This is a genomic window from Bacteroides sp. 44_46 (assembly GCF_001915465.1).
Lineage (GTDB): Bacteria > Bacteroidota > Bacteroidia > Bacteroidales > Bacteroidaceae > Bacteroides > Bacteroides clarus.
This window is the reverse complement of sequence record NZ_MNQO01000020.1, coordinates 178,478-192,784: the sequence shown is the minus strand read 5'-3', so window position 1 is coordinate 192,784 and position 14,307 is coordinate 178,478. Positions and strand designations below refer to the sequence as shown.

General features: G+C 51.5%; 10 protein-coding genes. 1 reads left to right on the top strand and 9 read right to left on the bottom strand.

Annotated features, from left to right (window positions below; all coding sequences use genetic code 11):
- The first annotated feature begins 15 nt into the window (after positions 1 to 15).
- Positions 16 to 2,010 carry a fructose-bisphosphatase class III gene (locus BHV73_RS13330; RefSeq protein ID WP_009120735.1) on the top strand — a complete coding sequence of 665 codons (1,995 nt, stop codon included), beginning with the start codon at positions 16 to 18 and terminating at the stop codon, positions 2,008 to 2,010.
- Here BHV73_RS13330 and BHV73_RS13325 read toward each other — a convergent pair.
- From BHV73_RS13325 to BHV73_RS13285, 9 genes are all read right to left on the bottom strand, one after another.
- Complete coding sequence (locus BHV73_RS13325) at positions 2,007 to 3,176, bottom strand: LA_2272 family surface repeat-containing protein (RefSeq protein ID WP_087413681.1); 1,170 nt, start codon at positions 3,174 to 3,176, stop codon at positions 2,007 to 2,009. The two genes, BHV73_RS13330 and BHV73_RS13325, sit on opposite strands and share 4 nt — an antisense overlap.
- Positions 3,177 to 3,182: 6 nt before the next feature.
- Positions 3,183 to 4,736 (bottom strand): sulfatase, encoded by a 1,554-nt coding sequence (locus tag BHV73_RS13320; protein WP_087413680.1) that lies wholly within the window; start codon positions 4,734 to 4,736, stop codon positions 3,183 to 3,185.
- Between the two features lie 135 nt (positions 4,737 to 4,871).
- Entirely contained in the window at positions 4,872 to 6,530 is a 1,659-nt protein-coding gene (locus BHV73_RS13315) for a long-chain fatty acid--CoA ligase (protein WP_009120738.1), read from the bottom strand.
- Positions 6,531 to 6,625: 95 nt separating this feature from the next.
- Complete coding sequence (locus BHV73_RS13310; RefSeq protein ID WP_087413679.1) at positions 6,626 to 9,007, bottom strand: TonB-dependent receptor; 2,382 nt, start codon at positions 9,005 to 9,007, stop codon at positions 6,626 to 6,628.
- 2 nt (positions 9,008 to 9,009) lie between these two features.
- On the bottom strand, positions 9,010 to 10,092 hold the full coding sequence (locus BHV73_RS13305; RefSeq protein ID WP_022218705.1) for a GDP-L-fucose synthase family protein: 1,083 nt from the start codon (positions 10,090 to 10,092) through the stop codon (positions 9,010 to 9,012).
- A gap of 39 nt (positions 10,093 to 10,131) precedes the next feature.
- Complete coding sequence (gene gmd / locus BHV73_RS13300; protein ID WP_009120741.1) at positions 10,132 to 11,208, bottom strand: GDP-mannose 4,6-dehydratase; 1,077 nt, start codon at positions 11,206 to 11,208, stop codon at positions 10,132 to 10,134.
- A gap of 286 nt (positions 11,209 to 11,494) precedes the next feature.
- A complete protein-coding gene (locus tag BHV73_RS13295; protein WP_286738543.1) occupies positions 11,495 to 12,304 on the bottom strand; it encodes a KilA-N domain-containing protein in 810 nt (269 codons plus the stop codon).
- A gap of 159 nt (positions 12,305 to 12,463) precedes the next feature.
- A complete protein-coding gene (locus BHV73_RS13290; protein ID WP_087413678.1) occupies positions 12,464 to 12,646 on the bottom strand; it encodes a hypothetical protein in 183 nt (60 codons plus the stop codon).
- A gap of 22 nt (positions 12,647 to 12,668) precedes the next feature.
- Positions 12,669 to 14,300 carry a hypothetical protein gene (locus BHV73_RS13285; RefSeq protein WP_286738542.1) on the bottom strand — a complete coding sequence of 544 codons (1,632 nt, stop codon included), beginning with the start codon at positions 14,298 to 14,300 and terminating at the stop codon, positions 12,669 to 12,671.
- Positions 14,301 to 14,307 lie beyond the last annotated feature (7 nt).

Here is a 14,307-nt window from a genome sequence, read left to right as displayed (position 1 = left end):
ATCTGAAATCATATCATGGGAACTATTACTCCGGAAAGTATAATCAGCGACTTACGCTATTTGCAATTGTTGTCGCGCAGTTTTCCTACCATCGCCGATGCCAGTACGGAAATCATCAATCTGGAAGCCATTCTGAATTTGCCTAAGGGAACAGAGCATTTCCTGACGGATATTCATGGAGAGTACGAGGCTTTTCAGCATGTATTGAAGAACGCTTCGGGCGCGGTAAAACGAAAAGTGAATGAGATTTTCGGCCATACGCTGCGCGAAAGTGAGAAGAAAGAAATCTGTACGCTGATTTATTATCCGGAAGAGAAATTGCAGTTGATAAAGGAACAGGAAACAGACCTGGACGACTGGTATCTCATCACCTTGAACCAACTGGTGAAAGTCTGCCAGAACGTATCTTCCAAATATACGCGCTCGAAGGTGCGCAAGGCGTTGCCGGCAGAGTTCTCCTACATCATTCAGGAGTTGTTGCACGAGTCCAGCGTAGAGCCCAACAAGCACGCGTATATCAACGTCATCATCAGCACGATTATCTCTACCAAGCGTGCGGACGACTTCATCATCGCCATGTGCAACCTTATCCAACGGCTTACAATCGATTCCCTGCACATCGTGGGGGATATCTACGACCGTGGTCCGGGCGCGCATATCATCATGGATACGCTTTGCGACTACCATAACTTCGACATCCAGTGGGGTAACCATGATATTCTGTGGATGGGCGCCGCATCGGGTAACGATGCCTGTATAGCAAACGTTATCCGCATGTCCATGCGCTATGCCAACCTGGCGACGCTGGAAGACGGATACGGCATCAATCTGCTGCCTCTGGCTACCTTTGCGATGGATACCTATGCGGACGACGCCTGCGCTATCTTTGCCCCGAAGATGAACTTCGCCGACGCCAATTACAATGAAAAGACACTGCGCCTGATTACGCAGATGCACAAGGCCATTACGATTATCCAGCTTAAACTGGAAGCGGAGATTATAGACCGCCGCCCGGAATTCGGCATGGCAAACCGGAAGTTGCTGCATAAGATAGACTTTGAACGGGGCGTATTTATCTACGAGGGTAAGGAATACGAACTGCGCGACGCCAACTTCCCGACTATCGACCCGGCTGACCCGTATCGCCTGACCGATGAGGAACGGGAACTGGTGGACAAGATTCATGCCTCGTTTATGAACAGCGAGAAGCTGAAGAAGCACATGCGCTGCCTGTTTACTTACGGCGGTATGTACCTGGTGTGCAACAGCAACCTGCTGTATCATGCGTCCGTGCCTTTGAATGAGGACGGAAGCTTCAAGCACGTACGCATCGGCAAGAAAGAGTACTGGGGGCATAAGCTGCTGCAAAAGACCGACCAGCTTATCCGTACCGCCTACTTTGACGAGGATGGTTCCAAAGAGAAGAACTTTGCGCTGGATTATATGTGGTATATGTGGTGCGGGCCGGACGCTCCGTCTTTCGACAAGGATAAGATGGCGACTTTCGAGCGTTACTTCATAGCCGACAAGGCGCTGCATAAAGAGAGCAAGGGATATTACTACACGCTTCGCAACCGTGCCGATATCTGCGATAATATCCTGGCCGAGTTCGGAGTGGAACCGGGGCCTCATTCACATATCATCAACGGACACGTGCCCGTGAAGATTATTAAAGGCGAGCGCCCCATAAAGGCGGACGGCAAACTGCTGGTGATTGACGGCGGTTTCTCCAAGGCCTATCAGCCCGAAACGGGTATCGCGGGCTATACGCTGGTATATCATTCGCACGGCATGCAGCTGGTGCAGCACGACCCGTTCCAAAGCCGTCAGAAAGCGATTGAAGAGGGACAGGACATCAAGTCCACGACATTCGTCATCGAGTTCAACTCACAGCGCATGATGGTGAAAGATACCGATAAGGGCAAGCAGCTCGTAACGCAAATCCAAGATTTGAAGAAGCTGCTGGTAGCCTACCGGACGGGATTCATTAAAGAAAAGGAGATTTTCTAAAACAATACCACGCCGCCTTCCACAATAATCCCTTTGTCGAAGGCGGCGTTTTTGTTGTAATGCCTGTCCCAGCCGTAACCGCCTGTCACGAACACTCCTGACTTTGCCGTCAGGCGATATTCGAGGTTGATGCGGGTTTGGAGAGAATACAGCCGGGCTGGGAAACCATAGTCTTTGTTCCTGAAGGTTTCTGCGTGTTGATAGCCCAAATCGCCGCTGATGAACAGTTGCTTGTAAACAGGCAGTTCCAGTCCGGCACGGTAGAAAAGCGCGCCGGAGAATTTGTCGCTGAAATCGAGGAAATGCGTACCACCGCCAAGAATGGTATAAAACAGCTTGTTCTTGAAGCGGGCCGCGAGATTCAGTTTCGTGGCGTTACCGCCGAAAAGCATCATCTGCACTTTGGTATTCGGATTGGCATTGACCAGTCCCAACTGGAAGCCGTCCAGCTTTTCCTTATAATAGTTCACCAGACCTATCTGAAGTCCTTTAGCGCGAACCGCCACATTGAGGGGAGCAAGCTGCACGCCGGCAGACGTACCGCCTGTGATGTTTCCCAAACCGGAAATCTGGATTCCCCTCATATCGCCGCCTGCCACATTCAACAGGCCGGATGCGGTGATGCCTGCAAAATTACCGCCCGAAATATTGGCAAGTCCCGCAAGTTGTACGCCGGCGGTCTTGTCACCTGTGATATTCAGCAGGCCGCCCGCAATCACTCCGCTGCTGTTATCGCCCGTGATATTGGCCAAGCCGGAAAAGACCGCTCCCTGCGCATGATTCCCGGTGATACCCACAAGTCCGGCAACGGACAGGCCGCTGAGATTATTGCCGTTGATATTGGTGATTCCTGCCATTTGTACGCCCCGCATACTTCCACCCACCATATTGGATATGCCGGAGAACTGCGCTCCGTTCATGTCTCTGCCCACAACGGCTCCCAATGCATTTACTCCCAAGCCGTTCAAACGGTTCATGGCCGAGAAGATACCGAGATTGAAGAAAGTGCTTCCGACCGTGTCCGTGCGTTGTGTGGAGAGATTCTTCCAAAGGGAGAGGTTGACGCCCGCTTTTCCTTTACGGACGGGTTGCCGCTTGCCTGTCTGGGCATAGCCTGTCCCTGCCAACAGCAAGGACAGGCAAATAAGTGAAAATATACGTTTCATGATTCTTTATAATGTTTCATCAGGCCAGGGCGCCGGCTGTCGGGTGGCGCGCAGTATCGGACGCTGTGCGTCCACTGACCGCAGATAGTTGCTTAATTTTCTGGATAGTTTCTTTACAAGTTTCGGGTTCCCGGCTGCTATGTCATGCTGTTCGCCGATGTCGGCCGGGATATTGAACAATTCGCGCTTGCCGCTGTCAAAGTAGTATACCAGCTTCCATGCTCCGGAGCGGATGGAGCAGGTGGCTCCTATGCCCGGGCCGGAAGGACCCCAACTGTGCGGGTAGTGCCAGTATATGTCGCGAGCGGGCATTTTGCCTTTGCCGGTAAGCAAGGGCAGAAAGCTGATGCCGTCGCGTTCCTGTACCGTATTGTAATGCTTCACACCGGCTATTTCGAGAATGGTGGGGAAGAAGTCCTCTATCATCAGATAATGGTCGCATTTGGTTTCTGCGGCTACCGTGCCGGGCCAGCGTACAATCATCGGTTCGCGCACCCCGCCTTCGTAGGCGGAACCTTTTCCGCTGTTGAGCGGGTAGTTCTGCACATGCAGTTGTCCGGCACGGGTGTGCGCGGCCAACCCGCCGTTATCGGACATGAAAAGCAGGACGGTGTTATCGGTGAGATTATTCTTGTCCAGATAGTCCATCAGGTCGCCGAGGCTTTTGTCCATACCCTCTATCAGTGTGGCATACGCCGCTTCTACCGGGGGAAGGCCTTTGTCCAGATACTTTTGGTAGAAACGCATATCGGGCTGGATAGGAGTGTGTATGGCGTAATGAGCCATGTATAGGAAGAAAGGCTTGTCCGTTTTCCGTGCATCGTCCAAGGCCTTTTCGGCTTCTATGGTGAGCGCTTCCGAGAGGAATATATCTTTTCCATGATATTTTTCCAATCCGGGTACGGCAGCCAGCGGGCTTTTCCCGTCAGGCTTGTTTCCAAAGTTCTGCATGCCGTAGTAGCTGGCGGGAGAGCCTGCCGCATGACCGGCTATGTTCACGTCAAAGCCCATTTTCAGCGGATCAGCTCCGGGCGTGTCGTTGGCCCCGAAGTGGGCTTTACCGCAATGGATGGTGTGGTAACCGTTGTCTTTGAGTACCTGTGCCAGCGAGGTAACTTGCGTGGTGCGTTCCACACCGGGCTCCTGGCAAATGCCGTTAACGTTCCATTCGGGATAAATCATAACGGAGTCCGGTTGCTCGTGGGTGGTATTCTTACGCAGCGTCCAGCTTGTCACCCGGTGTCGCGCGGCGTTCATACCCGTAAAAAGGCTGACGCGCGTAGGCGAGCTGATACTGCACGCGTAGGCTTGTGTAAACATCTTGCCCTGAGTTGCCAGACGCTCCATGTTGGGCGTATGGTACGTGTCGTTGTAGCGGGTGCGCTGTGTCCAGAAAGGCAGAGATGTGTCCTGCCATCCCATATCATCCACTAAAAATAAAATAATGTTCGGGCGTTGCTCCGCGGCGGGCATTGCCTCGCTTGACGGCATCGCCTGGACTGCTCCTGACATTCCGGATAACGGAAGTAACGCGGCGGATAATAATAATTCGTTTTTCATCGGAGAAAGAAAGGGTTAGTGATTAGGGGTTAGGGATTAGTGATTAGGGGGGATTGAATGAATGGCGGTGAACAATCAGCGCAGGCCGCATAACCCGTTAATCACTAATCACTCACCGCTATCCACTATTTCGTCTTATCCTTTTGCTTCCTGATACAAGAAGCGTTTGATGGACTTCTTGGGTGTCTTTTCAAATTCTTCGGGATATATCTTCATCTTGGAAATCTGACTGTAAGCGGGCAATTCCGCGTTCAGCGCCACACGGTTCTCTTCCATGACGCGTTCTATGTCGTCGTTGTTGAGGCCGTGGGCAAAGGCATCGTCAAAGTCGGGATATACCAGTCCTACGAGCTTTTCGTTTTGCTGTACGATGATGCTTTCGGATACGTACGGCAGGTTGTTCAGCTTATCTTCTATTTCTTCGGGGTAGATGTTCTGTCCGCTTGGGCCGAGGAGCATATTCTTGCTGCGTCCTTTGATGGTGACATTGCCTTCGGCATCCATCAGGGCGAGGTCGCCGGTATGCAGCCAGCCCTCTTTGTCCACCACTTCGGCGGTAGCCTCTTCATTCTTGTAGTAGCCCAGCATGACGTTGGGACCGCGGCAGACAATCTCGCCGGGGACATTCTCCGGATCGGGAGAGAGAATCTTCACTTCCATGCGGGGAGCGGCCTTACCGCAGGAACCGGGCTTGAAGCGCGTCCAGTCTTCGTAGCAGATGATAGGGCCGCATTCCGTCATGCCGTAGCCTACGGTGTAGGGGAAATCTATCATGCGCAGGAACTGCTCCACTTCCTGGTTGAAAGCTGCGCCGCCGACGATGACCGCTGCGAAATTGCCCCCGAACGCCTGTATCATCTGCTCGCGTACAGTGGCCTTTATCTTGTCGTTGATGATGGGCACTTTCAGCAGCAGCTTCATGGTAGGGGTTTCCAGCTTGGGCAATACGCTCTTCTTGATAATCTTTTCGATGATGAGCGGTACGGCTACGATGAGGTTCGGTTTCACGTCGGCGAAGGCCTGGAAGATAATCTTCGGGCTCGGCATGCGGGTGAGGTAGTAGATGTGGCAACCCACGGAGAACTCATACAGGAACTCGAATGCCAGTCCGTACATGTGCGCCATGGGCAGCATGCATACCAGTTTGTCCCCGGCTTTCAGCGGCAGTACCTCGAAGGCGAACTTGGTGTTGGACCACAGGCTGCGGTAGGGCAGCATTACGCCTTTCGAGTAGCTGGTCGTACCGGAAGTATAGTTGATGACGGCCAGCTCTTCGGGTTGGTCTTTGTGGTAATCGATGTGTTCCTTGCGGAAGTTCTTGGGGAATTTCTTGCCGAACATCTCGTTGAGGTGCTCGCGGGCGTAAGTAACCCGTTCGTTGCGCGATACCAGCAGGGTGAAGTCGGTCATCATGAAGATGCCTTCCAGCAACGGCATGGCGCTTTCGTTGAGGTTTTCCCATACTTGGTCGCCTACGAAAAGGAGCTTGGCTTCGGAGTGGTTCACGATGTTGTGCACATTGTCGGCCTTGAACTCGTGAAGAATGGGCACAATGACTGCGCCATACGTCAGCGTGGCGAGGAAAGTCACTCCCCAGTGCGAACTGTTACGGCCGCAGACAGCGATTTTATCGCCTTTCTTGATGCCGCTCGCTTCAAAAATGATATGCAGCTTTTCTATTTTGCGGGCTACATCCTTGTATTGCAGGGTTGCCCCTTTATAGTCGGTCAGGGCGTCCAGGTCCCAGTTTTCCTTTATACTGTTCTCTATATAGGCGATAAAACTTTGTTCCATTATTATATTGCACATTTAGTTGAAAATTGTGCAAATATAAGGGTTTATATAGAGAATGCAAACTTTTAGGGGAAAATAGTACTCCGGCGGATTTCCTAAAACTCTACGGTAACGCCCAGGGTAGGCAGCAGGGTTCCGCTTTCCTGTTTGAGGTATTTCATCTTGTAACGTTGTTCGGACGCGGGGGCGGCGGGGTTTTCAATGACGCCTGTGCTCATGATGACATCCGGCTGCTTCAGTTTGCTGCCGGTCACGTTTTGCAAGTCCAGATAGAGTCCCACCATGCAACGGCGGAAGTAGAAAGACTTGTCCACACGCACATCCAGTTGGGCGAAGTCGGGAAGCCGCCCGGTATTGTAGAGCGAGTAGTCGTAATAAGGCTGTCCTTTGGCGTCCCAGGCCTGGACGAGCGATGATTTGTCCTCATCGTAGGGAGTGTAGGGCGCACCGCCTATGTAGCTCACCTTGCCACCTATGCTCCAGCGCTTAGGCAGGTTGTACGTGCCGCTCATGTTGAGGATGAAACGGTTGTCCCATGCGGACGGAATGTAATCGTCTCCCGAATGGTTGCGGTATTCGCTTTTGTAGAGGGTGAAGGAAGATACCAGGTTGAAGCGGCCGGATACCTGCCACCTGAACATGGTTTCCAGGCCGTATGCCCTGCCGTCGGCGGTAGAAGCCAGCGGTTCATTGCCTACTACGCCGTAGTCGTTGCCTTTGCAGGCCAGCGGGATGTTATCTTGCAGGGAGAGGGGAATACGGTTGTAACGCTTAAAAAAGCCCTCGGCGGAAATCATGATACGGTCGTGCAGATGCCAGTCTGCGCCGATGCTGCTCTCCATTACCCGCATATATCTCAATGCTTTGTTGAGGTAGGTCCCATCGTTGTTTTTGTAGCCCAGCGCCGTATAGGGCGGCAACTGGTGGTAAAGCCCGGCGCTTCCGTTCAGAATCCATTGCTCCGACAGCTTGTACGAGGCGGAGAGGCGGGGAGACAACTGCTTCCACAATTGTTTCATGCCGCGGTTGTAGTTGTTGCCGTCCACGCGGATGCCGGCGGAGAGGGTGAAACGGTTGTCGCGGGTGGAATAGTCGGACGAGAAGAAAGCTCCCCAGCCGATGATATTGAGCGAGGTTTTGTAGAGGGAGAACGGACTGTCGGTATTATTCGTATAGCCGGAGTTGGTAAATTCCGCACCCTCTTTCAAAGTCCATTGTCCGAGACGGGTCCGGTTCTCGAACAGGGCGGTGGTTTTCTGTTCTACCGAACGGAGACGCAGGGTGAGGTTGTCTTCGGAAGAGTCATCATTATTCCGGTATTTCAGGTTGCGGTTGTTCAGATAATTGTGGCTGAGGGTGACGGACTGCGTGTGCTTTCCGGCGTAATGCCGGTACACGGCTCCTACGGTGAAAGTCTCCTGATGGATGGTAGGCAGGTAGCTGAGCAGGTATTCGGCGTCTTCTCCTTTTTCGTCCGTATTCAGCTTCATTTTGTCGATACCTGTCAGGGCGAGTACGGTCAGCTCGTCATGTTCCGTCAGCCTGGTTTTTATTTTGAATTGGCCGTCTATGAAGTTGGGCAGGAAAGGCAGCCCCAATGCTTTGAATAACAGTTGCAGGTACGACTGGCGTACGGAGAAAAGGTAGGTGGTGCGGTCATTGAAATGTCCGCTGCCGCTCAGGGACACTTCGGATGCTCCGAGGGTTGCCTTGAAAGTCTGCTTGTCCGGGTTGCCGTCACGAAGCCGGAAGTCGAGCACGGAACTCAATGCTCCGGAACGGTTGGCGGGGAATGCGCCTGTATAGAATGTAATCTCCCGTACGAGGTCGGCGTTGACGATGCTTACCGGGCCGCCCGACGCGCCTTGCGTGGCGAAATGATTGATGTTAGGTATCTCGATGCCGTCCATGTAGAAACGGTTTTCGGAAGGTGAGCCGCCCCGTACGATAAGGTCGTTTCGGTAGCCGACAGGAGAGAATGACACGCCCGGATAGGCACGTACTATGCGGGAAATATCCCGGTTGGCTCCGGGACTTTTCTCGATTTCCTGCAAGCCGATGACACGCATGCTTACAGGGCTTTCTATGCTTCTCCGGAAAGGAGAGGGCGTAACCACAACCGCCGTCAGCAGATTGGCGTCTTCTTCCATCTCTATTTCGATGAACGGAGTAGAGGCGGAGACTATATATTCCGGGCTGGATGTGGTGACGTATCCTATGCACGTAGCCTCGAAACGGTATATCCCCGGCGGTACCTGCTCGATGCGGAATACGCCGAGCGAGTCGGTGGAAGCCCCTTTGCCCGGAAGGCCCGTTACCGTTACGTTGGCGTAGGCGACGGGCTTTCGGGAGCTCTTGTCAATGACTTTTCCCCGGACAGGGTAGGTTGTGGCAGCGGCTGTCGCCACTGCCGGGACGATGCAAAAGAGGAGCATCAGCCATACGATGCCGCCGATGTGCCGGAGTTTTACCGTCATGCTTATTTATCGTTGCTTAAATACCAGCGGTACATCCGCTCTACACCTTCCTCGATGTCTATCTTATGCTGCCAGCCCAACGCGTGCAGTTTGCCGGGGTCGGTGAGTTTACGCATGGTGCCGTCGGGTTTGCTGCTGTCGAAAGTGAGCTTTCCGCGATACCCCACGGTGTCCGCAATCAGTTCGGCAAGGCGGCGGATGGTGATTTCCTTTCCCGTACCGATGTTGATGTGGCAGTTGCGGATATCCTTCTCTCCGGCTTTGCAGGTATCTTTAAAGTCCACGTGCTCCATGACGAATACGCTGGCGTCCGCCATTTCCTCACTCCAGAGGAATTCACGCAGCGGCGTTCCCGTACCCCATAACTTGACTTCCCCTTCGCCGATGCCATATTTGGCAAGTATGTTCAGTATCTCTTCGTTGCTGTTGCCGCCGTCGATACCTTCTACGGGGCGCAGGTTCATGTCGCGGCGTACGGCATCCCAGTCGCCTTGTTGCAGGCAGTGGGCCAGGTGTACCTTGCGAATCATGGCGGGCAGTACGTGGCTGCGTTCCAGGTCGAAATTGTCGTTGGGGCCGTAGAGGTTGGTGGGCATGACGGCGATGTAGTTCGTACCGTATTGCAGGTTGAAGCTTTCGCACATCTTCAGTCCGGCAATCTTGGCGATGGCATACGGCTCGTTGGTGTATTCCAGCGGTGAGGTGAGCAGGACGTCTTCTTTCATCGGCTGCTCGGCGTCACGCGGGTAGATACAGGTGCTGCCCAGGAAAAGCAGTTTCTTCACGTTGTGGCGGAAGCTCTCGCCAATGACGTTTTGCTGTATCTGGAGATTCTTGTAGATGAAGTCGGCGCGGTAGATACTGTTTGCCATGATACCGCCTACGAAAGCGGCGGCGAGGAACACGTATTCCGGTTGCTCCTCATCGAAAAAACGGCGTACGGCGACTCCGTCCAACAGGTCGAGTTCCTTATGGGTTTTGCCTACGAGGTTGGTGTAGCCTTTCTCCTGCAAGTTTTTCCAGATGGCGGAACCTACCAGTCCGCGATGCCCTGCGATGTATATTTTTGCGTTCTTGTCTAACATTGTAATGAATGGGATGGTTTCTGAAAATTAATTATTTGGTTAAATCTCTTTGCTTCTCAAATGCAGTTTCCGTACGAACTTCATGTCATGCTCCGCCATGATGCGTACCAACTCTTCAAAGCTCGTCTGCTGCGGGTTCCAGCCCAGTAACGTTTTGGCTTTGGTGGGGTCGCCCAGCAGTTGTTCCACTTCGGACGGACGGAAGTATTTGGGATCTACTTCCACCAGTACTTTGCCGGTTTTGCAGTCGATACCTTTCTCGTCTGCGCCTGTGCCTTCCCAACGAAGCTGTATGCCTGCTTCTGCAAAGGCCAGCGTGGCAAATTCGCGTACGGTGTGCATCTCTCCGGTGGCAATCACGAAGTCTTCCGGTGTGTCGTGTTGCAGGATGAGCCACATGCATTCCACGTAGTCGCGGGCATATCCCCAGTCACGGCGTGCGTCGAGGTTTCCCAGATACAGTTTGTCTTGAAAGCCTTGGGCTATGCGTGCGGCGGCCAGTGTGATTTTGCGGGTTACGAATGTTTCGCCGCGGCGTTCGCTTTCGTGGTTGAAGAGGATACCGTTGACGGCGAACATGCCGTAGCTTTCACGGTAGTTCTTCGTAATCCAGAAGCCGTATTGCTTGGCTACGCCGTACGGGCTGCGCGGGTAGAACGGGGTAGTCTCTTTCTGGGGCACTTCCTGTACCTTGCCGAACAACTCTGATGTAGAGGCCTGGTATATCTTCGTTTTCTTTTCCAGTCCGAGGATACGTACCGCTTCCAGCATGCGTAGCGTGCCTATGGCGTCTGTCTCGGCGGTGTATTCGGGCACGTCGAAAGATACTTTTACGTGGCTCTGTGCGGCGAGGTTGTATATCTCATCCGGTTGCACCTGCTGGATGATGCGTATCAGCGAGCTGCTGTCCGTCATATCTCCATAGTGCAGGTTGACGGTACGTTTCTGCTTCATGTCACGTACCCATTCGTCAAAGTACAAATGCTCGATGCGTCCGGTGTTGAAGGAAGATGAACGGCGCATGATGCCGTGCACTTCATACCCTTTCTGCAATAGGAATTCTGCAAGGAACGAGCCGTCCTGTCCGGTAATTCCGGAGATTAGAGCTTTTTTCATTTATCTTTAATTTTGTATGACCGTTGTTTTGAACGAGCAAAATTCGCTATTTTTTGCGAGATGGCAAAATATAGCTGGGAAAATGCAATAAACTCCGGCATAAATTGTATGTCGGAGTTTATGGTAAACTAATTGTTTTGCAGTTCCTGCCGCCCAACTGGACAAATGGGTCAATCTCAACGTGCTACCTTTGAAGTGCCACAGAACAAAGATAGTATAAAAGTTAGAATCTATGAAGTAAAGGAGAGTTTATTTGCTGCGTACAAGAATGGTCGGATCGATGCATTCAATCTTTTAATAACTTACGATTTTGATTATCATCACTTTCCAATATACTCATTTGATGGATGGCTATTTGGTTTAGCTTAACAAGACGTTCCCTTTGTGTCATATTCTGTTCGATAAATACAGCATTTAGATTCTCCATATTCGATAAACAGATAAGTTCGTTGATAGTAGCATAATCACGGATATTTCCTTTCAGTTCGGGATTCGTTTTCCGCCATTGTTTGGCTGTCATGCCAAACATCGCCACATTCAGTACATCGGCTTCATTGGCATAAATAATGCTTGCTTGTATCGGCGTGACTTCCATCGGAATAAGGTTTTGTTTTATGGCATCAGTATGTATGCGGTAGTTGATTTTCGACAATTCACGTTTTGCTGACCAACCAAGCAACCTTTGTTCTTCTGTCTTTAGCCGCTGATACTCCTTAACAAGAAGTAATTGGAATTTAGGAGAAATCCACATACCAAAATGATATGCTATATCCCGATGTGCATATGTGCCACCGTAGCGACCAGCCTTAGAATGAATGCCGATTGCACCGGTTTGTTCTATCCACGTTTTTACCGAAAGCACGAAATTGTTGCTCCCTGCCGCATTTTTAATTGTACCGAATTCGGTACAATTAAAAATGGGATTATATAACATTTCCCATTCACCAAGATATTCGATAGTGCTTTTAAGGCTAAGCCAACGGAAGATAATATGCTCTTGCAGTTGGCTTTTTGCCATGTCTGTAAGGCTGATGTAGTCTTCTTCATTGTACTTGACAACACTAATGTCTGTATTTTGAACGGTTATTTTTGCCATTGTAATTGATGCATTAAGTTTCAATTACAAAGGTCGCTATAATTTGCGAGACCGCATCCTTTTTAATGAACTATTTACAAAGATAGGATACGTTTTGGGAGGAGTAGGCACTATTTTCCAAATAATATGCTCTTATTCTCTCTCCCCATTCATCCCCCGCTACTCCCACAGCAACTCGGGAATAGAGCCATAGCTGAATGATTTCCAGTGACTGCTTCCCCAACCGTTTGAGGCTTCTGTGCTGTATCCGGGCCAGCCGGGAGTACCATTTCCGAATTGATTATTGTCCGAGGCGTTGCCGTCTCCTTCCCAATTTATTCCGCCGTTCTCAGTGCATGTCATATCAGCCTCACGCTATAATGGACTAAAAAGCCAAAATCGCCCAGGAATACGTGCCGTTAGGGTCTGAATAGCGGTCGTGTTTGTTAAGGCTTGATATTCGTTGGCTTACGGGAGTGGCTGCTACATCTAATACCAGTACGGACAAACTTGTATTCGCGCTATCTTCCGAAGACGACCAGTACCGTCTATGGCTGGGAATAATGTTGTGTAATAAATCCTTCTGCTGCCAAATTTCATACAATTGTCCGATGGCGGGCAGGAACCAGCCGCTGCTTGTCGCTGGGGCTGCTACTTGCGTTTCATAGGCTATTTTGGCATAATAAGTGGCCGGGTATCCGTCAAAGTTTTCAGGATCGAGTCCTGAGCCGTTAGCAGTGGCATAATCATCGATTTTTTTGGTATATAAATATCCGCTCCAGTCTTTTTCGGGATAGGAGCCGTTGTTGGATACACTGCATCCTACAACAGGGCCGGGGACGCCCCACCGGCATTCAGCGCCTGCGTCTTTTAAAGCTATCACATAGGCCTGGCATTTATCCTGACGGATGCCGGTGTTTCTGTAGTTGGATGTATCATAATCTGAATGGCCTACGGCGAATACGATGCCGATACATGTTTTCCCTACGAGGGGCGGTACGTTTTCTTGCAGGCAGGTACCGTCTGTCAGTAGCCGGTAGCCACCGTCGCTCCAGGTGCCGTCGCTGTAATAGTAGTCGCCTACATGGATATCTCCGTCGGGACGGACGTGGCCGCCTCTGCCGCTCATATCAAGAAAATAGGAGCTGTTGACTCGGGTGTTGGTTAGGGCTATGACCTTATGATTGGATGTTTCAAGGTTTATTCCACCGGGAAATACGTAATACACTCCGTTGTCGGAAATGAAATTCGTTTTACTGGCGGTGGTGATGCTGAAACTGCCTTTGGCGGGCTGTATGTCTATGCTTTGGGGAATATTTGCAAGGCTGGAAGTGGGGGTAATGCCATTGTCCATTCCGGCTACTTCCACCCGTACCTGCGTGCTCAGAAAGGTTAGATTTATGGGTTCGGCAGGGGCTGTGACCTTAATGTTTTTGGTACTCGCTTTCATTATGATGCTGTTGTCCGCAAGAGTCATGGTGTTACCGGACAGCGTACCTTTGGCGTAGATTGCTTCCACATTGACGTTGGCGCCTGCCGGGGCGGAGATGGGCGGGGTGAGCGCGCTCCATTTTTTTGTACTGCCGTTGTATGTGGCGGTGGAGTAGGCGTACGTGGTACTTGTGCTGACGGTTATTGCTGCGGCGAGATATATCTTGTCGTTATTCTCCCAGGACACGGTTTCGCCCGAATCCGCGATACGGGTATGGGGACGTGCATGCGAGTCGTCCCTGCCTGACGGCTGAGCGGCGGTGTTGCCGCTGCCTGCTGTCATTTCCTGAAAGGGCAGGGGCTCGTCTATGATGAAGGTGAGAGGTTGCAAGATGGCGGCGGAAAACTCGTCCTGTTCCGTGCAGGCGGTACAGAGCCATAACAGGCCTATGCCGCACCATATGAATAGATTGTGTATACGGCTCGTGTTGCGTGTACGGAATGTGTTACGTACACAGTGTATGCCGTGTACATCATTGCATACGCTGCGTTTACTGTATGGGATATGTAAAATATGCTTTTTCATCGTTACG